This is a genomic window from Yersinia enterocolitica, from assembly GCA_002082245.2.
GTDB classification, from domain to species: domain Bacteria; phylum Pseudomonadota; class Gammaproteobacteria; order Enterobacterales; family Enterobacteriaceae; genus Yersinia; species Yersinia enterocolitica_E.
The window spans coordinates 4,029,439-4,054,733 of the sequence record NBTC02000002.1 but is presented as its reverse complement, the minus strand read 5'-3'; the positions used below and the strand labels follow the sequence as shown (position 1 = coordinate 4,054,733).

Here is a 25,295-nt window from a genome sequence, read left to right as displayed (position 1 = left end):
AAATAAGAGAGCAATTCTCCCGTTCGAATGAGGGGTCGGTCACTATTGATTTTACGGTAGTCTTTGTTCTATTTTTATTGACGTTACTCTCTTGTGCAGAGATAGGCCGTTTGCTCTATATCTCTGCCAGTTTAGATCTGGCGGTTTCAGAAGCGGTAAAATCGACTAAGAATAGAGAGGGCAGTAATAGTGCCATATTGAGGCAAAGTTTAAATGCTCAGAATGGTATTTTAGGTGTTTTCATAACAAATAATAATGCGATTAATACTACTGTAGAATTTAGCAATAGTATATCTGACCTCATTAGTCAGATATATTCAGGCTCAGAAACGTCGCCACTGGCCAAATACACAGTAACTTACATCTATCAACCTCTTTTTTTTCCTATCCCCTCACGCTGGGCTAATATCCAACTATCTCGCGAGGTGATTTTTGTACAAGAAAATAAATAACATAGACTTTATTGGAAATAATAATGGTTCAGCTATTATTGAGTTTTCATTTGTCATTTTCATAATAATGCTATTAATAAAACTATTTATTTCAGTGACTGAATATCAATCAACCGTAGGTAAACTAGACCGGATATCATATTCGCTTGCCGGAATAATTCGGGAAAGGAACAGGTTATATTCTGATGATGAAATACTAACTCAAAATAATGTTAATGATTTAACAACTCTGGCGAGCAATATGCTATTAACTTCGGGTATATTCAGTGATAATTTCGCGATAAAAGTTGAAACATTACATTTTAATCCCGCTGAATCGGCAGCACCTGGTAATAAGATTATTAATGATACTAAGAGTGAAGAGTTTATCGTCGGTACTTGTCACCCCATTAGGTCATTGCGTGAAATGGCCGATTTATCACCTTACAGTAATCGTGGCCGATGGGTGCCACTGTACCAGGTAACCTTATGTTTACCTGCCCCCACAGGGTATCAAGCGTTGTTTAGCCAGATAGAACCCATCCCTATATTAAGGTCATCAGCGGTAACTATCGAGCGTTAATCCTAGCGAGGATGAACTTATTTATAAAAAAGGCTATTTATGATAAAAAATAGATTTACTCACATTAAAGTACGACTATTGGTGCCATTGATAAAGAATGAGCAAGGGGCTATCTTATTTCCCTTTATTATATTTTTGCCCTTGGTTATTGGGCTAATATTTTTTTCTTTTGAGCTCACTCATTTTTTACAGAAAAAAGCCAAACTCTCAGATGCAATGGAGCAAGCAACATTAGCACTGACAGTAGAAAATAACCATAGTACTCCGAGTTTAACTCAAATAGCGCAGAATAAAGCCATAGTGAGTTCTTATGCTCATGCTTATCTGCCAGCAGAAATATTTTCAACACCGACTATAGATATAATCAATAATAATGGCAGAATTGAGTATGCGGCTGAGATCAACATGAGCTACTCAGCTAGATTTTTAACTAACAATCCAGTAACCAATTTTAGTGCGATGATAAATGCAACAGATAGAGGAGCAGCAAGAAAAAATATAATCAGTGCACCGATAGAGAATATAGATGTAGTATTTGTCGCAGATTACTCTGGTTCAATGGATGATCATTTTAATCATAATGAATCCGAGCCAAAAAAAATAGATGCGTTGAGAGACATATTTAACCGCCTCAATAATAACATCTTAAAAAATGAGAATATACATACCATAGGGTTTATACCATTTTCATGGGGGACTAAACAGCGTATTGGGAACGGTGCACAAACGAAGGAGTATTGCCATTTACCTTTTGTGCCAAAGCAACATAGCCCAAATGGTGATTACCTTCGTAAATATACATTATCTGGGTTAAAAAAATTCCCTGGATTGGAGGGATTAGAAAATATTGACCATATCGCATATGGGAAAGTAACCAGCGAGATATATAATGACACTAAAAATAAAATTGATGAATTAAATATTGAAGATGCAGAGTCTGCTTATACATTCCTTTCCCGCTCACAAAAGATCCTCCAACAATTATATCAACTTGAAATAATAGGAGAGAGTATTGATTACGTTGCAACGATAAACTCAATACCACGCAACAGCGCAGTGATACCACCGAAAGTAATTAACTTTCCAGTTGATGACATATTCAATAGCTACGTTTGTTTAAATCGAGCAAACTCCTACTCATTAAATGAACATGATAGTAATGAGATTATCGATGATATGATTAATATGTCCCCTTTAGGCGGTACACTAATAAGTTCAGGGATATTATCTGCTAATAATTTGTTTAATGAAAGCAGCTCTAATACCAATAAAAATCTGATGATAATTCTTTCTGATGGTAATGATAGCTTTGAAAGTGCGCATAAAGAAAATAAAGGGTTTTATGTCACACAAAGCCTTATCAAAAAAGGTATGTGCGAAAAAATAAAAGAGAATGGGATCACCATGGTTTTCATCGCTATTGGATATAAACCTTTATATAACACCCGTTCGCCAAGATATATCGATTGGAAAGAGTGCGTAGGTGAGGAGAATTACTACGAAGCACAAAATACTCATGAACTGGAAGGCGACCTTCTACAAGCGTTGGGGGCGGTAGATACCAGTGAAGTGGGCCGTAATACGCCGAAAGATTAATGTCAGGCGCGGCAACCGTAACCGCGCCTGCGTTGCAGGCTATTTTGCCATGCCCGCTTCCATACCGACTAAGCCAACCTTGAGATAACCTGATTTGCGTAGCGCATCCATCACGCTCATCAGAGTTTCATAATCCACCACTTTATCCGCCTGGAAGAAGATAGTGGTTTCTTTATTGGATTGCGTCATTTTATCCAACGCCGCGGCCAGAGTGTCGCGGTCAACCTGCTGGTCACCGACATAAAGCTGATTATCGGCTTTAACTGTCAGGAATACCGGTTTTTCCGGCCGCGGCTGTGGTACCGCTGAAGACGCTGGTAAATCCACTTTAATATCGACTGTTGCCAATGGTGCTGCCACCATAAAGATTATCAGCAGTACCAACATTACATCGATAAAGGGTGTCACGTTGATTTCGTGTAATTCACCGCTTTCATCAAGATTGTCATTCATACGCATGGCCATAAATCACCCCGCACGCAATTGGTGAGGATGCTTAGATGACTTTGCCTCAGCGCTGCTCGCCAGATCAAGATCGCGGCTTAATAGCAGCAATACTTGGGCGGCAACGTCACCCACCTGTGCACGGTAACTACCAATTAAGCGAGCAAATATATTGTAGATAACTACCGCAGGGATTGCTGCGACCAGACCTAACGCCGTTGCCAGCAAGGCTTCTGCGATACCCGGTGCAACAACAGCCAGATTGGTGGTTTGCGAATGAGCAATACCAATAAAGCTGTTCATAATGCCCCACACGGTGCCAAACAACCCGACAAACGGTGAGATTGCACCGATAGTAGCCAGGAATCCATTGCCTTTACCCATTTGGCGACCAATGGCTGCTACACGGCGTTCCAACCGGAAAGCCGTACGCTCTTTAATGCCATTGTTATCATTGGATTCTGTCGACAATAGGCGCTCGTTTTGCGCTTCTCGTAGCAGTAAGGCACTAATGCTATCGGTGCTAAAAGCCTCCGCCCGCTCAGACGCGGTATCCATATCAGTCACAGCCCCGATAACTTCATGTTCTTGCTGCAAACGGCGGCGAGCACGGAATAATTCAGTACCTTTGGAGAACAAAATAGTCCAGGTTACGATTGAGGCTAACACCAGACCAATCATCACCCCTTTAACGACGACGTCTGCATGCTGATACATGCCCCAGACAGATAAGTCCATTGCCAACCCTTGTGGCACAGGTGCCGCCAGAGGCTGGACCATAGGTGCTGGGTTTGCAGGTGCAACAGCTTGTGCATTTGCAGCGACCGGTGTGATTTCCGGTGTAGGTAGTGGGGTTGACGTTGCAGTTGTTGGTGTAGCAACAGATGCAGCGACTGCACTGCTGTTGCCTGGCGCGGCCTGTGCATGACCTGCCAAACCGGCCACCAGCAATAATGCCATTACGCCTGCTATCATCCGGCCTTGCACGAATGATTTATCTTTAATCTCTTTGCCAGCTATTTTCACGCTGTGCCTCCACCCAATATGCATATCAATTTAAGGACGAAATCAGGTGCCGATCATATCAAACAAATCGGGAATTGATAGTAATTATCATTAGTATTTGAGACGATTTTTTAAGAATGAAAGAGAATTATTCTGATTGAAACAATTATGTAAATTAATAGAAATGATAGCGACCTTAATTATTCCATGCCGATAACATTAGATATAAAGATAAGAAGTGATTGATTGAACTAAAGAACTCTCACCAAGACTCCTTAATAAATCCCTTGTTTTGCCACTTACACAGAATTTCTCCATTACAAACCGTCAGAAAACAGCGCGTCACTCTCTTTAGTTTTTTTCATGGTGAAAGCTGCCCCCACATAACAATCATCATGCTAACGTAAGGAATATATCTCTAAAATGAATGCTGGCTCTGGAACTACAGCATATCCTATATAAAGGTGACGACACGATCATGTCTGCAAACAAAGAAACGACAGAAAAACTGGAAACAGCCTTAGTCAGTGCGGGCAGAAGTAAACGATTTACTCAAGGCTCAGTGAATACGGTGATCCAGCGAGCTTCATCGCTGGTTTTCGACTCGGTAAAAGCGAAGAAGCATGCCACTATCAATCGGGGAAAAGGCGAATTATTCTATGGCCGCCGAGGCACCCTGACTCACTTCTCGCTGCAAGAGGCGATGACAGAGCTGGAAGGTGGCGCAGGTTGCGTCCTTTATCCTTGCGGTGCCGCGGCTATCAGCAACGCAATTTTGTCATTTGTCGCAACGGGTGACCATGTGCTAATGACCGGTTCTGCTTATGAGCCGGCCCAAAGTTTTTGCGATAAAATTTTATCACGCATGAATATCACCACGACCTATTTTGATCCGATGATAGGTGCCGGGATCGACTCATTAATTACCCCAAAAACCAAAGTGGTATTCCTTGAGTCACCCGGTTCCATCACCATGGAAGTACAAGATATTCCGGCAATGGTACAAGCCATCCGGGCCGTTTCACCAGACATCATTATTATGATGGATAACACCTGGGCTGCGGGTGTGCTGTTTAAAGCACTGGATTTTGGTATTGATATCTCTATCCAATCAGGAACTAAATACATCATTGGTCATTCTGATGCGATGCTGGGGATTGCCGTTGCCAACGCGCGTTGTTGGGAGCAACTGCGGGAAGACTCTTATCTGATGGGGCAAATGGTTGATGCTGACACAGCTTATCTTGCTAGCCGTGGATTGCGCACACTGGGCGTGCGTTTAAAACAACACGAGAAAAGCAGTATTGAAATTGCTAACTGGCTGGCTCAGCGCCCGGAAGTTGCCACTGTCTATCACCCTGCCCTGCCAAGCTGCAAAGGCCATGAATTCTATAAACGAGACTTCACTGGCTGTAATGGCTTGTTCTCTTTTGAATTAAAAGAAGAGTTAAGTCAGCAACAGTTAGAGGCTTATCTCGACCATTTCACCCACTTCAGTATGGCCTTTTCATGGGGCGGTTTTGAATCCTTGATTCTGGGTTATCAACCGGAGAATATCCGTGCCATTCGTCAGTATGAAGGGGACGGGATAAAAGGCACACTGTTCCGTCTGCATATTGGTCTGGAGAATGTGCAAGATTTGCAGGACGATTTGGCCGCAGGATTTGAGCGCATCAAAACAGTGCAGTAAGGGTTTCTGAACGATTGATTTGTTAATGCGCGGTAACAATATCCGCGCATTAATCCTCTCTTACACAAATAGTCTCATCGACACGTATATATCCCTCAAAAATTCGATTATTGAGGATAAGATCAATGTGGATCCGCGCCATTACGGATACACTAGACCAGTCCTTACAACAATATCCTCACACGCTAGGCAAACAGGAACAGAAATGGATGTATTACGCGAAATCCTTCATGCCTTATGGCAGCAGGATTTTAGTAAACTTGCCGATCCGAATGTGATTTGGGTCATTTACGGCATTCTCTTTACCACCCTATTTTTAGAAAACGGTTTGCTACCGGCTTCTTTCCTCCCCGGTGATAGTTTGTTGCTATTGGCGGGTGCATTAATTGCCAAGGGAGTCATGGGGTTCTTACCGACCATGATAATTTTAACCACTGCTGCCAGCTTGGGTTGTTGGCTCAGTTACCTGCAAGGGCTGTGGTTAGGCGATACTAAAATAGTTAAAAGGTGGCTGTTACAGCTACCGGTTCATTATCGGCAACGCGCCCATACTCTGTTTGTACGCCATGGTTTGGCGGCCCTGATAATTGGCCGTTTTCTCGCTTTTGTACGGACTTTACTGCCAACGCTGGCGGGTATTTCTGGCCTGAACAGTGCACGTTTTCAGTTCTTTAATTGGTTAAGCGGGCTGCTATGGGTGGGGAGTGTCGTTGGGTTAGGTTTCGCGCTAAGTCATATCCCATTCGTTAAGCACTATGAAAACCAGGTGATGACAGCACTGATGATTTTACCAATAGTGTTGTTGCTGATTGGTTTGGTCGGCACACTGGTGTTGGTGTGGTGTAAACGTAAAAGTGTCACTGAGTAACCCTGTGTTTGCCTCGTGACTCAAGCAGTTAAACGGCGCTCACTGCGCCGTTTTTTATTGCCATTATTAGCTGGGCCGTAAAATCAGTTAGTCCGCAGTTTAGCGACCTCTTCACTGGGTGTGAGGCCAAAATAGCGTTTAAACTCACGGCTGAACTGTGAAGCACTCTCATACCCTACTTTGTTGGCTGCGGTACTGGCTTTTAGCCCATCGTGCAACATCATCATTCGTGCGCGATGCAACCGGTAAGATTTGAGATATTGCAGTGGCGAGGTATTAGTGACGGCTTTGAAGTTATGATGAAACGCCGAAACACTCATGTTCACATCTGCCGCTAATTGCTCAACATTCAGATTATCTGCAAATTGATTTTCAATACGCCGCAAGGTTTTGGTAATTTGATTAAAGTGCCCATGGCGGTTAACCAGCGCCTGCAAGGCTCCTCCGCATTGACCACACAGTACATAGTAGAGAATTTCCCGCACAATTTGTGGGCCGAGCACTCTGGCATCACGGGGATTGGACATCACATCCAATAAGCGCTCGGTGGCACACAGCATCTCTTCGGTCAGCGCCGATGAATTGACGCCAGAGGTATTACCGAACGGTTTATCCAGCTCATCATCACCTATATCTATCAGCAGATCCTGTAGCATCTGGCTGTCTATATGAATCGATATTCCCGCCAGAGGTATTTCAGGGCTGGCAAAAGTTTCACATTCAAACGGCAGTGGAACCGTCAGAATAAGGTAATTTTTCGGATCATACTGAAACACTTTACTGCCCAGATAACCCACTTTGTGCCCCTGGAATATGATGACTACACTGGGGGTGTACATTACCGGAGTGCGCGGCTGGTGCACTGTGGAGTACAAAATTTTCACCCGTGGCACAGCAGAGGGCGTTAAGCCATTCCCCTTAGCCAAACGTGTAATTTTTTCGGCCATCTGTACCTGAATATCATTAACCTCAACCATATACTCTCACTTACTGGAGTTATCTGAGATAATCTAGCAACTAAAACGATCAGATATAAATTGTGCAATATTTACCGCATTTTCTACAGTGCTTTGGAGAAATAGGCAAGAGCAAGGCAGAAATGTGCATTGAGGTATCGCGCTAAGTTGCCGACAATGGCTGCCAATGGTACGGCAATAAACAATCATTGCATCACCGGCTAATACGTCGCGTTTTGATTACCATAATTGTTCATCACCCATAAGCTGGAAGACAAATAATGCAAAACTTTACCCTCCATACCCCCACTAAAGTGCTGTTCGGTACTGGTCAAATAGCACAATTGAGTAAAGAAATTCCTGCTGATGCCCGCATCTTGATTACCTATGGCGGCGGCAGCATCAAACAAAATGGTGTGCTGGATCAAGTCCATCAGGCACTGAAAGGCTTTGATTTCCTGGAGTTTGGCGGTATTGAGCCGAATCCAACCTATGAAACCCTGATGAAAGCTGTTGCGCTTTGCCGGGCGGAGAAAATCGACTTCCTGCTAGCGGTGGGAGGGGGATCAGTATTAGATGGCACCAAATTCATCGCCGCTGCCGTCAATTACCCACAAGAACCATGGCATATTCTGCAAACCACTGGCAGCGATATTAAAGAAGCACTGCCAATGGGTTCAGTACTGACTCTGCCTGCTACCGGTTCTGAAGCTAACAATGGCGCAGTTATCAGCCGCCGTGAAACTGGTGATAAGCAGCACTTCTTCTCACCCTTTGTCCAGCCACTGTTTGCCGTGCTGGACCCGGTTGTCACTTATACTTTGCCACCGCGCCAAGTCGCGAACGGTGTTGTCGATGCTTTTGTACATACCATTGAGCAATATCTGACTTACCCGGTTGATGCAAAAGTGCAGGATCGCTTTGCTGAAGGGCTGTTGTTAACCCTGATTGAGGAAGGTCCGAAAGCATTGGCGGAGCCAGAAAACTACAATGTGCGCGCCAATATTATGTGGAGTGCCACTATGGCATTAAACGGCCTGATTGGGGCCGGTGTGCCACAAGACTGGGCGACACACATGTTAGGCCACGAACTGACCGCCCGCCATGGTCTGGACCATGCTCAGACGCTGGCGGTAGTACTGCCCGCTCTGTTAGTGGCGAAGAAGCAACAAAAGCGCGCCAAACTGCTGCAATACGCGGAGCGTGTCTGGGGCCTACGTGACGGTAGCGAAGAGCACCGCATCGATGCCGCAATTGAAGCTACCCGTCATTTCTTTGAAAGCATGGGCGTTGCTACTCGCCTGTCGGCCTACAAACTGGATGGCAGTTCTATTCCTGATTTGATTAAAAAACTGGAAGAGCACGGTATGACTCAGCTTGGCGAACACAGTGATATCACTTTAGCTGATAGTAAACGTATCTACGAAGCTGCGGTCTAATAATAGCATCAGCCCAGTTTACAGTTTTCAACACAGAAGGCATCGTTGAACAGGATGCCTTCTGTTCAACATCTACTTACTCTTTTCACTTACCGTTAAAAGGGTGCTATCGTTATTAACTGCTAGGCTTTAGCTTATTACCACGCATTTTGCTGTTCATCTCTCAGTGGCAGATCGCCGATAGATCTGTGCACATTTTGATACTTCTCACACATGATTAATCGCTAGCAAGATCATAAATAGAATGATCACGACTAAACTTACATTACGGGTAAACAGGGCAAACACAGCCCAATCAGTCAGCGAAGGAGATAGACATGGCAACACAACCCATTATCAAATTGCACGATGGCAACCTGATGCCACAACTTGGCCTTGGCGTTTGGCAAGCAACGATTGAAGAAACACAGCTTGCTGTCAGCAAAGCACTCGAGGTGGGCTATCGCTCTGTCGATACTGCGGCAATTTATAAAAATGAACAGGGTGTCGGCTCGGCACTGAAGGCGGCGGGTGTGGCTCGTGATGAGCTATTTATTACCACTAAACTGTGGAATGACAGCCAGCAGGATCCGAAAAAAGCACTAGAAGAGAGCCTGAGCAAACTTCAGCTCGATTATGTCGATCTCTATCTGATCCATTGGCCCAACCCAACACAGGATCACTACGTTAGTGCCTGGCGTGAACTGATCAAATTGAAAGAACAAGGTTTAATTCGCAGCATTGGTGTCTGTAACTTCCAGATTCCTCATCTGCAACGGCTGATTGATGAAACGGGTGTGGCGCCAACCGTCAATCAGATTGAGCTACATCCACTGCTACAGCAGCGCCAGCTCCATTCGTGGAATGCCACCCATCATATTGCAACCGAATCCTGGAGCCCGCTGGCCCAAGGTGGTGAGGGCGTTTTCGATCAAACCGTTATTCGCCAGTTAGCGCAAAAATACAATAAAACACCTGCACAGGTCGTGATCCGCTGGCATCTCGATTGTGGGTTGATCGTTATCCCGAAATCGGTAACACCGGCGCGTATCAAGGAAAACTTTGAAGTGTTTGATTTTAAATTGCATAAAGATGAACTGACGGCAATTTCGAAGTTAGACAGCAATAAACGCCTCGGGCCAGACCCGGATGTTTTCGGGTCTGACAACTGAGTTCAAGGCGATGTATTCAGTTTAATGATGCTTAGCTTTGCCCTTTGCGCCGGCAGCCGTCTGATTTGCCGGGGATTTTCTCGCCCCAGTTTTGCTTACTGACGGTTTTGCCACTGGCGTGCTACTGGCAACCTGCGGTTTTTTGCTGATAGCAGACGTTGTGCTTCGGCTACCTGGCTGACGCTGGCGGGTGATAGCAGTGTGCTTCGTCAGGGCCGGAGTATGGTGGCGCAGCGCCCGACGAGCTTCACGTTGTTCCTCGATTGTCGCTGCCGGAACCAGGCATTCCCGGCGGCCGCCAATCAGATGTTGCAACCCCATCTCCTCTAATGCAGTACGGATCATTGGCCAGTTAGCCGGATCATGATAACGCAGCAAGGCCTTATGTAACCGCCGCTGGCGATCCCCTTTCGGTACAACGACGTCTTCACTTTTATAATCCACTTTCGCCAGCGGATTTTTACCGGTGTAATACATGGTCGTAGAGTTAGCCAGTGGCGACGGGTAGAAGTTCTGTACCTGATCCAGACGGAAACGGTTTTTCTTCAGCCATAGCGCCAAATTGACCATATCTTTATCCTCAGTGCCCGGATGGGCAGAGATGAAATAAGGGATCAAATACTGCTCTTTACCTGCCTGCTTGGAATAGGTATCAAACAACTCTTTAAAGCGTTGATAGCTGCCCATTCCCGGTTTCATCATTTTGGAAAGTGGCCCTTCCTCGGTGTGTTCCGGTGCAATTTTCAAATATCCACCCACATGATGGCTGGCTAATTCTTTGATATAGCGCGGATCTTCTACTGCTAAGTCATAGCGGACCCCCGAGGCGATCAGGATCTTTTTAATCCCTTTAAGATCACGCGCCCGGCGGTACAAAGAGATAGTCGGCTGATGGTTAGTATCCATATGCGGGCAAATCTCAGGATAAACACAGGATGCACGCCGACAGGTCTGTTCTGCCCTCGGCGACTGGCAGCGCAGCATATACATGTTAGCCGTTGGGCCACCAAGATCAGAGATAATACCGGTAAAACCAGGGACTTTGTCGCGAATCTCTTCGATTTCACGAATAATAGAATCTTCAGAGCGGCTTTGAATAATACGCCCTTCATGCTCAGTGATAGAGCAGAATGAACAGCCGCCATAGCAACCACGCATAATGTTGATCGAGAAGCGAATCATGTCATAGGCGGGGATCGGCGATTTGCCATAGGCTGGGTGCGGCACACGCTGGTAGGGTAGCGCAAACACGCTGTCCATCTCTTCCGTACTCAGTGGAATAGCCGGTGGGTTAATCCAAATATAGCGATCACCATGTTTTTGCATCAAGGCCCGTGCACAACCGGGGTTGGTTTCATGATGCAAAATCCGCGAGGTGTGGGCATATAACACTTTGTCTGCCTTCACTTTTTCATAAGAAGGCAGCAAGACGTAGGTCTTTTCCCATGGTTTGGGTTTGGCGGCACGAACAGTAACCGGTTTAGCTTCGGATTCAGGAATGCTATCAGTGGCGCACGGCAGATCTTCACCGTACGGATTGGGAATGGCTTCAATACGCCCCGGTTTGTCCAGGCGAGTAGAATCAACCCCACTCCAGCCCGGTAATGCAGTTTTGCGCATCACAACCGTGTTGCGAACATCCTGAATATCGGCAATTTTCTCACCCGCCGCCAGGCGATGAGCCACTTCAACCAAAGGCCGTTCGCCATTGCCGTAGACCAACATGTCCGCTTTGGCATCCACGATAACCGAACGGCGCACAGTATCAGACCAATAGTCATAATGAGCAATGCGGCGCAAGCTGGCCTCAATACCGCCGAGCAATACCGGCACATGGCTATACGCTTCTTTGCAGCGCTGGCTATAGACTAAAGTGGCCCGATCAGGTCGCTTACCGCTTTGATTATCCGGCGTATAGGCATCATCGTGGCGCAACTTACGATCGGCTGTATAACGGTTGATCATCGAGTCCATGTTGCCAGCCGTAACGCCGAAGAACAGATTGGGTTCACCCAACCGCATGAAATCGTTTTTATTGGTCCAGTCCGGCTGAGCAATAATTCCAACCCGGAAGCCTTGCGCCTCCAGCATACGACCAATGATCGCCATGCCAAAGCTGGGGTGATCCACATAGGCATCGCCGGTGACAACAATAATGTCGCAACTGTCCCAGCCCAATATATCCATTTCCTCCCGTGACATGGGTAAGAATGGCGCGGTGCCATAACATTCAGCCCAATAAGGCTGATAGGAAAACAGGTCACGTTCTGGTTGGATCAAGCTGGTACTCATGGCAACACTCTTTGAATTGAGGAAAGTTGAGGTGGTTCGGGTTAAGAAATCATCACCGGGCGGCGATTATACGCATTTCTCCACGTAAAGAGGAAGGATATATCTTTTGATTACCAGGCTCACACCATCAAGTGAGTGAATGTAGAGTGGATTAGGTTGCGGTTGATATTCGCTCTTTGCTCATCTGAGGCCAAGTAAGCACTAATCTTATATCAACCGAACCCGGTAACCCTTAACCTAACGCCTTACCCAAGTGTTGGTGCGGCCTGTGTCACTAACTGCCCCGCAGAGCCACGATCCGCCATCTCAAGTGTCTGGCTGTAGTACAAGAACGGGAAGTGCTCAGAGGAAACCTGATTGAAATACACCAGTAGCTCTACATCACCATCAACCCAAACAGTATCCTTCCAGCCGCGATCCTCGGCCATCGCCGGCGCGCCGTTGACATTCTTCACCAGGAAGGAGACCCCTTGAATATGGAATGCCTGTGGCATGTCGGCATACAGAGTCCAGCGCTCCCAAGTCCCTTGCTGGGCCTGAGCATCCACACGGCTCATATCCCAAATAGCACCGTTAATGCCCGGTAAATCATCACCCAAACGGAACTCACGGGAACGAATCACGTTGCCGTCCAAAATCTGGTCGGCTAATAAACGCATCGGCAGATTATCGGTCACCAGCGGCAATAAACCGGTTGGTTTTAATGTTAGCACTAGCGTAGAAATCAAAATACTTGAGGGTTCGAACAGCCCACGGAGCCTATCCATGATACCGGCAGATTCACCCGCCGTGATGGAGACTTCATTGCCTTGTGACATATCAATCACCACTTCGCGCCGCTCACCGGGAGCCAGCGAAAGCTGCTGTACGGCCACGGGCGCAGGCAAGAAACCCTGATCACTGGCAACAACATGCAAAGGGCGGCCATCACTGAGTTGCAAGATGTAGCGACGAGCGTTAGAGGCATTTAATAGACGTAATCGAACCCAACCACGAGAGACTTCGACAAACGGGCTTTGCACCCCATTGACCAGCAATGTATCGCCAACAAAGCCACCTTTGGCTGGCGGGTCATATTCAGGCACGCCAAAATTATCAAGCCGCTTGTCCTGAATAATAATCGGGAAATCATCGACACCATAATGACTCGGCAATGGCATCGCTTTACTGACTTCATCTTCCACCAGCCACATCCCTGCCAGCCCGTTATATACATGAGGTGCCATACGGTTAGGGGTATTGGCGTGGTACCAACAGGTTGCGGCCGCTTGCCGTACCGGCAATACCGGCGACCAGTCAACACCAGGGGAGATCATACGTGCCGCGCCACCCATTAGAGTACCAGGAACCTGCAACCCACTGATTGTCATGGATACCGGTTCAGCCAGACGGTTGCTATAAATCAGCTTCACATCATCGCCGCTGAAAACCCTGACTGTCGGCCCCAGATACATGCCGTTAATCCCCCAGACTGCGGCTTTTTGACCGCCACTGAATGCCCAATGTGCACGCTGTAGCGTCAAAAACAGCGGTTGCCCACGACGAGACTCCAATAAGGGTGGAACCGGTAATGGGGGTTGCTGGGTACTATTAGCCTGTGCCCTCAATGGCAGCGAACCTGCGCCTAGCGCTAAGCTCGTAGCCTGAATGAACTGGCGACGACTGAGTGACATATCTTCTCCGTGAAAACCACAATCAAACCTACTGCAAAATTTTGCCTGACTGCGAATAACGCTGAAGGACGGCAAAACGCTCACGACCAGAGTCGTTTAAATGGAAATCCAAAATTTACTTTAAGCAAAACAAGCCGCGCAATAACCTATCAATAAAAGCCAATAGTATTATTTTCCCGCCGCTTGCTGCTCTGCCTGTTGGGCAATTTCGGCATCGAGCTGCTCAATTTTAGCCAGCATCAGGTTGCGGCAATGTTCCGATAATTCACGCACGCGCTCTTTGCCATAGCCACTGGTATCAACGGGCGGCATTATCTCTACAATGACTTTGCCATTTGACCAGCGGTTTAAATTGATATTATTGGTGCTGGACACGCAAATAGGCACAATAGGCACACCAGCAGCTATAGCGGCATGGAAAGCACCAGTCTTAAATGGCAATAACCCACGGCCACGGCTACGTGTACCTTCTGGGAACATCCAGATAGAAACATTTCTTTTTTTGACCTGCTCAACCACCTGAGCAATAGTGCCATGCGCCTTGGCGCGGTTATCACGATCAATCAGCAAGTTACCAGTCAGCCAATATAGCGGGCCAAACAGAGGCACCCATAGCAGGCTCTTTTTACCTACCGTGACCGTACCGGACTGAACCACATTCGACATGGTGACCATATCGTAATTATTTTGATGGTTGGCGATATAAATACAGGTACCGTAGTCCGCCGCTTCCTTGGGGATACGTTGTTCAACTGTAATCCCGAACAATACCGACATCCGACCGAACAGATGCGCAAACGTCGCAAGATTACGTGGGTTTCGCGGCCTAAACAGGCAATAAATCGAACCAAACACACACACCAGAATACAATATAAAACTGCCAGCACCGTGCGCAAAATTAATAGCATAACAACCTCTTAAACACTCACTCTTAGACATGCGATCGACGCTAGTATAACGGCTTACCCACAAAATACCGCGCAGATTCATCGCCATAATTATGTAACGCGACAACGCACGCAAATTGCGCCTGCCATCGATTACATTCACGGGGTGATGCCTGACTAACAATATAATAATGACCACCACAGCAACTCAAGCCGGGTGGTCATTCATTTCTAGCGACGATTACTCTTCGGTATTGGTTGGTACTGGCGGCGCATCAACATCAACCCGATCAATACGCTGCAAGCCACGTGGTAACGGCGAACCTTTCCGACCCCGCTCTGCCCGGAATTTCTGTAAGTCTTCTGGGCGCAAGGTGAGCTTACGTTTACCAAAATGAAGAGTGATGGAGGTCTGAGGTGGCAGGACAAACAACCATGCCAGACGATCTTCACCCGCAGCCGCTTGTGCCGATGGGATGGAGACTATCTTATTACCCTTACCTTTTGATAACTCAGGCAGATCCGCGACCGGGAACATCAACATACGACCGGCGGCAGTAATAGATAACAACATGTCATCCGGCCCATGAATTTCTAACGGCGTCAACGCTTTGGCATTTTCCGGCAAGGTTATCATGGTCTTACCTGCACGGTTTTTAGCAACTAAATCATTAAAGGTACAGACGAAGCCATAACCGGCATCCGATGCCATCAATAATTTCTGGTCATCCGGTGCCATCAATACCTGTTCAATGGTTGCTCCCGGCGGCGGAGTCAGCTTACCGGTCAGTGGCTCCCCTTGCCCACGCGCAGAAGGCAAGGTCAGCGGATCCAATGCATAACTACGGCCAGTTGAGTCAATAAACACCACCGGTTGGTTACTCATACCGCGAGCCGCAGCACGGAAACTATCACCCGCTTTATAACTCAATCCACTCGGATCAATATCATGGCCTTTGGCACTGCGCACCCAACCCATTTCAGACAGTACAATGGTAACCGGCTCTGAAGGGACAATGTCATGTTCGCTCATCGCTTTGGCTTCACCACGTTCGGTCAATGGTGAACGGCGATCATCACCGTAAGCGGCCGCGTCAGCTTGAATCTCTTTCTTAATCAGCGTGTTGAGTTTACGTTCTGATGCTAACAATGCCTGTAGTTGATCACGCTCTTTGGCTAATTCATCCTGCTCGCCACGAATCTTCACCTCTTCCAATTTGGCTAAATGGCGAAGTTTCAATTCGAGGATAGCTTCAGCCTGCGTTTCCGAAATGGCAAAATGCTGCATCAGCAGTGGCTTTGGCTCATCTTCGGTGCGGATGATATGAATAACTTCATCAATATTAAGGAAGGCAATCAATAAACCTTCTAAAATATGCAGCCGTTTCAGTACCTTTTCCAAGCGGTAATTCAGGCGGTTACGTACCGTTTGGCGGCGGAATACCAGCCACTCAGTCAGGATCTCTAATAGCCCTTTCACTGATGGGCGATGATCCAGACCGATCATATTCATATTGATACGATAACTTCTTTCCAGATCAGTGGTAGCGAACAGGTGGTTCATCACTTGATCCAGATCGACCCGGTTGGTACGTGGAACTATTACCAGACGTGTAGGGTTTTCATGGTCAGATTCATCGCGTAAATCCTCAACCATTGGCAATTTCTTGGCGCGCATCTGGCTGGCGATCTGTTCCAGCACTTTGGCACCAGAAACCTGATGCGGTAACGCAGTAATTACCGCGCTGCCGTCTTCTTTCTTCCACAATGCCCGCATACGGACTGAACCACGGCCATTCTGGTAAATTTTACGAATTTCATCACGCGGCGTGATAATTTCGGCTTCAGTTGGGAAATCCGGCCCTTGTACAAACTCCAGCAACTCTTCCAGTGAAGCCGTGGGTTTATCAATCAGTGCCAGTACCGCCTGTGCAATCTCACGCACGTTATGTGGCGGAATATCGGTTGCCATACCGACGGCGATGCCCGTAGTACCATTTAGCAGAATATTAGGCAGGCGCGCAGGCAGCATTTTCGGCTCCTGCATGGTGCCGTCGAAGTTTGGCACCCAGTCAACCGTCCCCTGCCCCAGTTCGCCCAGTAAAACTTCAGCGTATTTGGATAAACGAGATTCGGTGTAACGCATGGCGGCAAAGGATTTAGGGTCATCCGGTGCCCCCCAGTTCCCTTGCCCATCCACCAGCGGATAGCGATAGGAGAAAGGCTGCGCCATCAATACCATCGCTTCATAGCAAGCACTGTCACCATGTGGATGGTATTTACCTAACACGTCACCCACGGTACGAGCTGATTTCTTGAATTTGGCGCTATTGTTTAGCCCCAGCTCGGACATCGCATAGACAATACGCCGTTGTACCGGTTTCAAACCATCGCCGATAAACGGCAACGCCCGATCCATGATGACGTACATGGAATAGTTCAGATAGGCGTTTTCAGTAAAGGTGTGCAGCGGTAAGCGTTCTGCACCGTCATGAGTCAAATCACTCATTACTCAATTATCCTCAGACTCTGGGATGGCGATCACTGGCTTCAGCGGATCGGCACCGCAAGTTCATTGTCGATTTCTGCCCGCGATAGTACCTCATCTGCGGGGTTACTGTCACAACCCACAGATAAACTCAATCTTTCAGCTTTACAGCATTATCTTTCAAGCTTGCAACATCTGCCGCCCTTTCTATCAACGGGGTAACAAAACGATATCATCATGTAGCCTACCGCTTCTCTTCCCTTCATATACTGGCTATGCGCTGGACTTCCTTCCACTCTTACTTGCTCCCCCGATAACGGTGGTTGGGACGACGGCGTGCAAATCAACACACAGCGACAATGTCGTTTTTGCTTGCAGTCAATGTCGTTTCGCTTGCAATAGAAGTAGGAGAATACCCATGGCATCACCCAACATTCTGCTGTTACGCATCGATAACCGGTTAGTTCACGGTCAGGTCGGCGTGGCGTGGTCCTCATCTCTTGGGGCAAACCTGTTATTAGTTGCCGACGACGGTGTCGCGCAGGACAAACTCCAACAGCAAATTATGTCGATGACCGCCGAGTCCATGGGGTTAGGGATCCGTTTCTTCTCCATCCAGAAAACCATTGATGTTATTGGTAAAGCCTCTGCTGAACAGAAGATTTTTATCGTCTGTCGCACACCGGATGAAGCTCGCCGCTTGGTTGAGGGCGGGGTACCTATCCGCGACGTGAACGTCGGGAATATGCATTTTTCGGAAGGCAAACGTCCGCTAACCAAAAAAGTGTATGTCGATGATAACGATCTGGCCAACCTGCACGCAATTCAACAGCATAACGTAAATGTCTTTATTCAGGACACACCGAGTGACGGCAAAGATAAAGTCCAGTAAAAAGCCGCCGCATCAGGGTATAGCAATCTGAGAGTCTCGGACTTAATCCGATAATACCCTGCCCTACAACGCCTTTGGTGACGGAATTATTTATGCATGAAATAACAATGATGCAAGGTATTGGGCTGGCAATCATGGCACTGATTGTCGGGATCGATTTTTGGTTGGAAGCGTTGTATATCTTCCGCCCGCTAATCGTTTGTACCTTAACGGGTGCCATTCTCGGTGATATCCAAACGGGTTTGATTACCGGTGCATTGACCGAACTGGCCTTTACTGGCCTGACCCCGATTGGCGGTACCCAACCACCAAACCCAGTGTTGGCAGGTATTATGACGACCGTGATTGCCCACAGCACCGGTGTCGACGCGAAAACGGCCATCGGACTGGGCCTGCCCTTTAGCTTCTTAATGCAATACATCATTTTGTTCTATTACTCAGCATTTTCCTTCTTTATGCAGAAGGCTGACCGTTATGCAGAAGAAGCTGATGGCGCAGCTCTCGGGCGGCTGAACTTGTTGTTAACCGCCATTGTTGCTGTGACTTATGCCGCCGTGACATTCTTGTGCGCTTACGTTTCACAGGGCGCGATGCAAAGCCTGGTACGATCAATGCCAGTCTGGTTGACTCATGGCTTTGAGGTTGCCGGTGGTATCTTGCCTGCGGTTGGTTTCGGCTTACTGTTGAAAGTTATGATGAAAACCCCGTTCACCCCTTTCTTTATTATTGGTTTCCTGTTTGTCACCTTTATACCGGTACAGAATCTGTTGCCTGTTGCGCTACTGGGAACGGCTTTCGCTATCTACGAATATTACAACCAACAGAAAAAAGCCGCCCATGCTGCTGCCGCTCCTGAGGAGATGAATGATGGAATCTAATACCTTGCCAACAACGACAGATACCAACACTGAACCAACCACCAAGTTGACGCGCCGGGATATCACCAAATTGGGTTTTCGGTCAGCACTGTTACAGTCCGGTTTTAACTACGAACGTATGCAGGCGACTGGTTTTGCTAGTGCACAAGCCCCGTTGCTGAAGAAGATTTATGGCAATGACAAAGCCGCTCTGTCTGCCGCCATGAAAGATAATCTGGAGTTTATTAATACCAACACCAATGCGGTTGGTTTCCTGATGGGGTTACTGATCTCTCTGGAGGAACGCCACGAAAGTCGAGACCTGATCAAAGGGTTGAAAGTGGCGTTGTTCGGGCCACTGGCGGGAATTGGTGATGCTATTTTCTGGTTCACTTTATTGCCGATTGTCGCGGGGGTTTGTGCCTCTTTTGCCAGTCAGGGCAGTATTTTGGGGCCAATCATCTTCTTCGTGGTTTATCTGGCGCTATTTTTACTGCGCGTGGTATGGACCCATCTGGGCTACACCTTGGGGGTAAGAGCCATCGATAAACTGCGTGCCAGTTCGGGGGCTATTTCCAGAGCAGCGACCATCCTTGGTGTGACAGTCGTTGGTGGGCTGATTGCTTCGTATGTCCATATTACCGTGGCGGCAAAAGTCGCGGTGACCGCGGGCCACGAGGTCTCTATTCAGGAAGCCTTCTTTGACAAAGTCTTCCCAAATCTGCTGCCCATGGTCTACACCTTGCTGATGTATTACCTGTTGCGCGCCAAGAAAGTCAGCCCGGTTACGCTCATTCTGGTGACTTTTGTATTGTCTATCGCACTGTCATGGCTCGGTGTGTTGTAGCACCTCAATCAGTCTCAATCTTTAATGCGCTGGCTAACGGCCAGCGCCCAAGGACCTTTTATGGTAAGCATTATCATCACCGGCCATGGGCGTTTTGCCAGTGGATTGTATAACGCGGTGGAACAAGTCATTGGCCCACAACCGCAAATCATTGCGGTCGACTTTCCGGTGGGTATGAGTACTCAACAGCTAGACCATGCGTTACAGCAGGCACTGGATACATTACCTGTTGAGCACGGTGTGGTGTTCTTCACCGACTTGCTCGGGGGCTCCCCATTTCGCAGTGCAGTCCAATTGAGTGTGCATCAACCTCAATTTGAAGTGATTACTGGTACCAATATGCAGATGCTGGCGGAAACAGTGCTAGACCGAGATGAAATCCCTACAGCCCGCGAATTGGTTCAACAGGCACTGGCGGCGGGAAAGCGGGGAATCGTTCATTTTGTCGTTGACAGTGAAACACCCAACAATGAGGAAAATGACGAGCCGGAGGGAATTTAATAATCCCATAATTCAAAATAGATCAGGGGGCTGAAACTCAAGCGACGGATTATCTTAAGACCCTGATGATCACCCGGTTGGCTTCAGACACCAGATAATGGCGGCGCTAAATGGTTAACCATTTAGTTCGCGGATAAAATCAATAAACGCTTTGAGTGGTGAAGGGATAAGACGACGGTCGGGATAGTACAGATATGGGCCTGAAAACTGCTGCCACCAGGGGGTTAGAATTGCTTCAAGTTCGCCACGTTCAATCGCGGGTCGCAGCCACTCTTCAAATAGATAGATTATCCCACCGCCAGCAATCGCCGTTGCCACCGCAAGGTCAACGGCAGCACCAATGCTAACCATTAGCGGGCCATTTGGCTTAACTCGCACCACCTCGCCGTCTCGCTCAAACTCCCATTCAGGCACTATGCCGCTGGCATAACGGCCACGAATACAGAGGTGGTTAAGGAGTTCGCTCGGATGTTCCGGCCGACCATGCAGGTCGAGATACTCAGGAGCTGCGGCAACAGCAAAGCGCTGCTGACGTTTTCCTATCGGAAGCGCAATTACATCCTGCTCGAGACATTCATCATAGCGGATACCCGCATCGCAGCCATCACGGAATACGTCCTGCACGTTGCTTTCGGCCACCACTTCTAACTGAATGTCTGGATAACGTTTCAAAAAAGTAGGAACAATGGCAGGCAACACCAGCCGCGCAGCACTAACAGGGACATTTAGACGTAATGTGCCCGACGGGGTATCACGAAAGCGATTAACAATATCCAGTGCAGCATCAACTTCGCTCATCGCAGGCATTAACCGCTCCATCAGTGCTCTACCTACCTCAGTCAATGCCACCGTTCGAGTGGTTCGATGAAATAGCCGGACACCCAGTTGCTGTTCCACCCGCCGCACCGCATCGCTGAGATACGAAGGATTACTGCCTATCATGCGTGCAGCCTCACGAAATCCGCCAGCTTTTGCCACCGCGACCACCGCATGAAGCAGTGCAATATCAATTTGCATTGTCCGCCACTCCGTACAACTTGTCTTCATTTAGCCAGATAGTTGCACAGCTATAAGCCAGCTACAATCATTGCGTTACTTACTCAGGAGATATCCCATGTCACAACGTACTCTTACTTATCGACTTGGCGATCGGCAGATTAATCGCCTCGGCTATGGCGCGATGCAACTGGCTGGCCCAGGTGTATTTGGCCCACCCTCGAATGAATCTCAGGCGATTCAGGTGTTGCGCGACGCTATCAAATCAGGGGTCCAACATATTGATACCAGTGATTTTTATGGGCCGCATATTACTAACCAATTAATTAAACGAGCCCTCCATCCTTATCCTAATGATCTGTGTATTGTTACCAAGGTGGGCGCACTACGCGATAAGACGGGGAACTGGCTACCGGCATTCAGCGCCGATGAACTCACCCGCGCGGTCGAAGATAATCTACGTCACCTTGGGCTTGATGTGTTGGAAGTCGTGAATTTGCGTAGCATGTTTGCTGTCCACCAACCGGCAGAAGGTTCCTTGGCCGCCCCCCTTGAGACACTGGTCAAACTGCAAGCGCGAGGGCTGATTCGCCATATTGGATTGAGTAACGTGACAGCAAAACAGGTCACCGATGCCCAAAAAATCGCCCCCATTGTCTGCGTACAGAACTTGTATAATCTGGCAAATCGCAATGACGACCTACTTGTCGACGAGCTTGCTGCACAGAATATCGCCTGGGTTCCTTTTTTCCCGCTCGGTGGCTTCACACCATTGCAGTCGACACAACTCAGTGAAGTCGCACAGTCACTGGGGGCCACGCCAATGCAGGTTGCGCTTGCCTGGCTGCTGCAACGCTCTCCAAATATCATGCTCATCCCTGGCACGTCATCACCGCAACATTTACAGGAGAACCTGGCCAGTGCTGAATTGATACTCTCCGCTGAGGTGGTGGAAAAGCTAAATAGCATTGGCTAACATTGCTAACGGTCTAATTATTTTCGCACTCTCTAATTTTGCGCGTACTGCTTTGACGCCTTGAACTTAAGATTTTACCGCGATTAAGGCAGTATTGAGCTGCTGCACAGCCTGCTGCGGAGTCTGCTCTGGATGGATAAAAAAGGAGTTCAGTACGTGGAAGAAGATCTCTTTGGTTTGTGCATCTGTCGCCATCGAATGCGCCATACTCGGCAGCAATTTACCCGAGGCCTCCGCCTGACGGAACGCCTTGCCTGACTGCTGCGCGCAGGAGTCAAAATCCTGCAAAGAAACATCCATTCGGGCGGGGATCGAGCCTTTTAGTTTATTAAACGTAACCTGAAACTGCTTATCCATCAGTACATCAGCCAAATGGCGCTGGCCCGATACCACGACTGGATTACCGTTTTGCTGCAAAATAGCAAAGCTGTCCGTGTTATAAATAAAATAGCCCTGAGTACCGGGAGCCAGCGCACACAAAAACGCTTGGCCGGGATTATCACCATCCTGCATCATCTCGCCTTTGGCCCAGTCGCCCATAATCATCATGGCAGCTTTACCACTGCGCAGCATTTCTACCGACTCATGCCACGGACGATTGGCGGCATCGGGGTCGATATAACCTTTAAGCTTGCGAAACTTTTCCAGCACTCGCACCATCTTCTCGCTGGTAATGGCACTACTGCGCTGTTCCATAAACACCTGGCGGTAGAATTCCCCGCCTTCCATGCCTAACAGCAGATTCTCAAACACCGTGGCGTCCTGCCATGCCTGCCCGCCATGTGCCAATGGAATGTACCCGGCAGCTTGTAACTTATCGGCTACGGCAAAAAACTCATCCCATGTGGTAGGTACGGCTAATTTCAATTTGGCGAAAGGTTTCGGGTTAATCCACATCCAATTGATACGATGTATGTTTACCGGTACGGCAACATACTCACCACGATATTTAATGTTGGCTTTGATGGCGAGAGGCAAAGCCTGATCCCACTCAACGGTTTGCTCCGGCGTATAAGGGCTAGAGAGAAAACCCAGTCTGGCCCACTCCTCAATAGCCTTACCTTCTAGTAACGCCGCCCCGGGAGGGTTACCGGCAATAGCACGCGTTTGCAATACACTGTATGCACTCTCTCCTGCACCACCAGCAACAGCAAAATCTTGCCAGTTATCCCCTTTTTCGGCCAGCGCCTGTTTTACCGATAACAGTGCCGCCTGCTCACTGGATGAAGTCCAATAATGCAGGACTTCAACGTTAACGGCAGTGGCATTGGTCGCGACCAACAGCAGAAAAATAAGAGATAGTGTCTTTAACATGCGTATTAGACTCAGTTATAGCGTTGTAAACGGACTTCAACTATCAGCCCACTGGCGGGATGATTACGTAATGTCACTTCACCACCATGTGCTCTGGCAATGCTACGTGAGATAGCAAGCCCCAACCCACTGCCACGGTTATCCTGTTGCAAACGATAGTAAGGCTTAAATACTTTCTCCCACTGCTCCTCGAGAATTCCGGGGCCAAAATCACGGATAAACAGCATGATGTAATCTCGGTGATCTGACAGGATTATTTCTACTCGCTGCCCATAGTTCAGCCCATTCTCCACGATGTTATTAAGTAGGCGCTTAATCGCCAGAGGGCGGCCAAAGATCGGGCTGGCTTTACCGGAAACAGTAACATTGAGATAGGCGTCCATCGTTTGCCTTAGCAAATTCATGATATCTATGGACTCCATATTTTCATGTAAATCAGTATCCTTCATACTTTGCAGTGCGCCTTTGACCATCATTTCCAAGTCAGCGACATCCCGTTCAAATTTTTTCCCCAAAGTCTCATCTTCTAGCATTTCTACCCGCAACCGTAGGCGGGTTAGCGGGGTTTTCAAGTCATGACTGATAGCGGTAAATAGCATTTCACGATTATGCAGGTAAGCGCGCAGACGGCTTTGCATTTGATTGAAAGAACGGGTCGCGGTAACCAATTCTGCACTGCCTTCCTCTGGCAATGGTTCACTGTCCAGTGAACTATTGAGTTCAAGTGCGCCATGGGCTAGCCGTGCTAATGGTTTCAGTTCACGCCGAATCAGCCACCAGGTAAAAAGTAAAACCAGAAGCAAACTACACAGGGTAAAGCCGACCTGACGCAGGCTAAACAACGGGCTTTCTAACTGATCATAAGGCGGTGGCAGTGGTGCTGCCAGAAACAGCCATTCATTGGAATTCAGTTGTAACTGAATGACTAATACTGGCGCATCTTTATGGGATGTAGTGATACCAAAACGTACCCAGGCAGGGGGGAGATTATCAACCAGAACTCCAGCGTTAAAAACTTTCAGTTGATCTGCGGGTGTCAGGGAGATAATCGCCGCCTGCCGTTCCCCTAATTGTGTTCGCAGTTCTTGTTTTGCCTGCGAGACCACGGTTCTGGCGGCCTGACTGTTCAGCAATTGCACTTCATCCAATACATGGTTATTGATCGAAATAAAAAACTGCGAGCCACCTAACGCCAATTGTTGTTGCAACACTAAATGGCGATAGTTATACGGCAGAGATGACATAAAGTTGTAGCTAGTCAGCATCCCTTGCACCAGCCCTTTGATAGTACTTTCCAGACTGGCCTGATTGCGCAGACTAAACTGACGGTACCAAATTGAACCAGAGATACTTTCTGCCAGCAGCAGGGCAATCACCAGCATGCACAGCATGCGGCTCAAAAGTGAAC

At 47.9% G+C, this 25,295-nt stretch carries 23 protein-coding genes; 13 read left to right on the top strand and 10 right to left on the bottom strand.

What is annotated here, in order from left to right:
• Positions 1–2 precede the first annotated feature (2 nt).
• From A6J66_020035 to A6J66_020025, 3 genes are read left to right on the top strand one after another with little or no spacing between them, the layout of a single operon-like run.
• On the top strand, positions 3–452 hold the full coding sequence (locus A6J66_020035) for a tight adherance operon protein (GenBank protein ID PNM27089.1): 450 nt from the start codon (positions 3–5) through the stop codon (positions 450–452).
• Positions 433–1,014, top strand: a complete 582-nt coding sequence (locus A6J66_020030) for a tight adherance operon protein (protein PNM26252.1) — start codon at positions 433–435, stop codon at positions 1,012–1,014. The genes A6J66_020035 and A6J66_020030 overlap by 20 nt, the downstream gene beginning before the upstream one ends.
• Before the next feature lie 39 nt (positions 1,015–1,053).
• Complete coding sequence (locus A6J66_020025; GenBank protein PNM26251.1) at positions 1,054–2,610, top strand: TadE/TadG family protein; 1,557 nt, start codon at positions 1,054–1,056, stop codon at positions 2,608–2,610.
• Between the two features lie 39 nt (positions 2,611–2,649).
• On the opposite strand, the gene A6J66_020020 is transcribed toward A6J66_020025, so the two are convergent.
• Both A6J66_020020 and A6J66_020015 read right to left on the bottom strand, forming a co-directional pair.
• Entirely contained in the window at positions 2,650–3,075 is a 426-nt protein-coding gene (locus A6J66_020020) for a TonB system transport protein ExbD (GenBank protein ID PNM26250.1), read from the bottom strand.
• Between the two features lie 3 nt (positions 3,076–3,078).
• A complete protein-coding gene (locus A6J66_020015) occupies positions 3,079–4,104 on the bottom strand; it encodes a flagellar motor protein MotA (GenBank protein PNM26249.1) in 1,026 nt (341 codons plus the stop codon).
• A gap of 433 nt (positions 4,105–4,537) precedes the next feature.
• Between A6J66_020015 and A6J66_020010 the strand changes: the two genes are divergently transcribed.
• The gene (locus A6J66_020010; GenBank protein PNM27088.1) at positions 4,538–5,749 is read left to right on the top strand and encodes a cystathionine beta-lyase; all 1,212 of its coding nucleotides are present in this window, start codon (positions 4,538–4,540) and stop codon (positions 5,747–5,749) included.
• 205 nt (positions 5,750–5,954) lie between these two features.
• A complete protein-coding gene (locus A6J66_020005) occupies positions 5,955–6,617 on the top strand; it encodes a DedA family protein (GenBank protein PNM26248.1) in 663 nt (220 codons plus the stop codon).
• An 83-nt stretch (positions 6,618–6,700) separates the two neighbouring features.
• Here the strand turns inward: A6J66_020005 and A6J66_020000 are convergent, their stop codons facing one another.
• On the bottom strand, positions 6,701–7,594 hold the full coding sequence (locus A6J66_020000; protein PNM26247.1) for an AraC family transcriptional regulator: 894 nt from the start codon (positions 7,592–7,594) through the stop codon (positions 6,701–6,703).
• Between the two features lie 260 nt (positions 7,595–7,854).
• On the opposite strand from A6J66_020000, the gene A6J66_019995 reads away from it, so the two are divergent.
• Both A6J66_019995 and A6J66_019990 read left to right on the top strand, forming a co-directional pair.
• Positions 7,855–9,012 (top strand): NADH-dependent alcohol dehydrogenase, encoded by a 1,158-nt coding sequence (locus A6J66_019995; GenBank protein ID PNM26246.1) that lies wholly within the window; start codon positions 7,855–7,857, stop codon positions 9,010–9,012.
• A 317-nt stretch (positions 9,013–9,329) separates the two neighbouring features.
• Entirely contained in the window at positions 9,330–10,163 is an 834-nt protein-coding gene (locus A6J66_019990) for a 2,5-didehydrogluconate reductase DkgA (protein PNM26245.1), read from the top strand.
• Positions 10,164–10,184: 21 nt separating this feature from the next.
• Here A6J66_019990 and A6J66_019985 read toward each other — a convergent pair whose 3' ends face one another.
• The 4 genes from A6J66_019985 to parC form a co-directional block, all read right to left on the bottom strand.
• Positions 10,185–12,455 carry a YgiQ family radical SAM protein gene (locus tag A6J66_019985; protein PNM26244.1) on the bottom strand — a complete coding sequence of 757 codons (2,271 nt, stop codon included), beginning with the start codon at positions 12,453–12,455 and terminating at the stop codon, positions 10,185–10,187.
• A 245-nt stretch (positions 12,456–12,700) separates the two neighbouring features.
• Positions 12,701–14,128, bottom strand: coding sequence for a cell division protein FtsP (locus tag A6J66_019980; GenBank protein ID PNM26243.1), 1,428 nt, complete (start codon positions 14,126–14,128; stop codon positions 12,701–12,703).
• A 168-nt stretch (positions 14,129–14,296) separates the two neighbouring features.
• The gene (locus A6J66_019975) at positions 14,297–15,037 is read right to left on the bottom strand and encodes a 1-acyl-sn-glycerol-3-phosphate acyltransferase (protein ID PNM26242.1); all 741 of its coding nucleotides are present in this window, start codon (positions 15,035–15,037) and stop codon (positions 14,297–14,299) included.
• Positions 15,038–15,257: 220 nt separating this feature from the next.
• A complete protein-coding gene (gene parC / locus A6J66_019970) occupies positions 15,258–17,525 on the bottom strand; it encodes a DNA topoisomerase IV subunit A (protein PNM26241.1) in 2,268 nt (755 codons plus the stop codon).
• Between parC and A6J66_019965 the strand changes: the two genes are divergently transcribed.
• The 5 genes from A6J66_019965 to A6J66_019945 all read left to right on the top strand — a co-directional run bounded on the left by A6J66_019965 (position 17,508) and on the right by A6J66_019945 (position 20,601).
• Positions 17,508–17,726, top strand: coding sequence for a hypothetical protein (locus A6J66_019965; GenBank protein ID PNM26240.1), 219 nt, complete (start codon positions 17,508–17,510; stop codon positions 17,724–17,726). The two genes, parC and A6J66_019965, sit on opposite strands and share 18 nt — an antisense overlap.
• A gap of 196 nt (positions 17,727–17,922) precedes the next feature.
• A complete protein-coding gene (locus A6J66_019960) occupies positions 17,923–18,396 on the top strand; it encodes a PTS N-acetylgalactosamine transporter subunit IIB (GenBank protein ID PNM26239.1) in 474 nt (157 codons plus the stop codon).
• A 92-nt stretch (positions 18,397–18,488) separates the two neighbouring features.
• Complete coding sequence (locus A6J66_019955; protein ID PNM26238.1) at positions 18,489–19,274, top strand: PTS sucrose transporter subunit IIBC; 786 nt, start codon at positions 18,489–18,491, stop codon at positions 19,272–19,274.
• Positions 19,261–20,100: a PTS N-acetylgalactosamine transporter subunit IID gene (locus A6J66_019950; GenBank protein PNM26237.1), complete on the top strand. Its 840-nt coding sequence runs from the start codon at positions 19,261–19,263 to the stop codon at positions 20,098–20,100. The genes A6J66_019955 and A6J66_019950 overlap by 14 nt, the downstream gene beginning before the upstream one ends.
• 24 nt (positions 20,101–20,124) lie before the next feature.
• Positions 20,125–20,601, top strand: coding sequence for a PTS N-acetylgalactosamine transporter subunit IIA (locus tag A6J66_019945; GenBank protein PNM26236.1), 477 nt, complete (start codon positions 20,125–20,127; stop codon positions 20,599–20,601).
• Between the two features lie 114 nt (positions 20,602–20,715).
• Here the strand turns inward: A6J66_019945 and A6J66_019940 are convergent, their stop codons facing one another.
• On the bottom strand, positions 20,716–21,618 hold the full coding sequence (locus tag A6J66_019940; GenBank protein PNM26235.1) for a LysR family transcriptional regulator: 903 nt from the start codon (positions 21,616–21,618) through the stop codon (positions 20,716–20,718).
• A 97-nt stretch (positions 21,619–21,715) separates the two neighbouring features.
• Between A6J66_019940 and A6J66_019935 the strand changes: the two genes are divergently transcribed.
• A complete protein-coding gene (locus tag A6J66_019935; protein ID PNM26234.1) occupies positions 21,716–22,573 on the top strand; it encodes an oxidoreductase in 858 nt (285 codons plus the stop codon).
• Between the two features lie 66 nt (positions 22,574–22,639).
• Here the strand turns inward: A6J66_019935 and A6J66_019930 are convergent, their stop codons facing one another.
• Positions 22,640–23,887, bottom strand: coding sequence for a carbohydrate ABC transporter substrate-binding protein (locus A6J66_019930; GenBank protein PNM26233.1), 1,248 nt, complete (start codon positions 23,885–23,887; stop codon positions 22,640–22,642).
• 11 nt (positions 23,888–23,898) lie between these two features.
• Positions 23,899–25,278 (bottom strand): HAMP domain-containing protein, encoded by a 1,380-nt coding sequence (locus A6J66_019925; protein PNM27087.1) that lies wholly within the window; start codon positions 25,276–25,278, stop codon positions 23,899–23,901.
• Positions 25,279–25,295 lie beyond the last annotated feature (17 nt).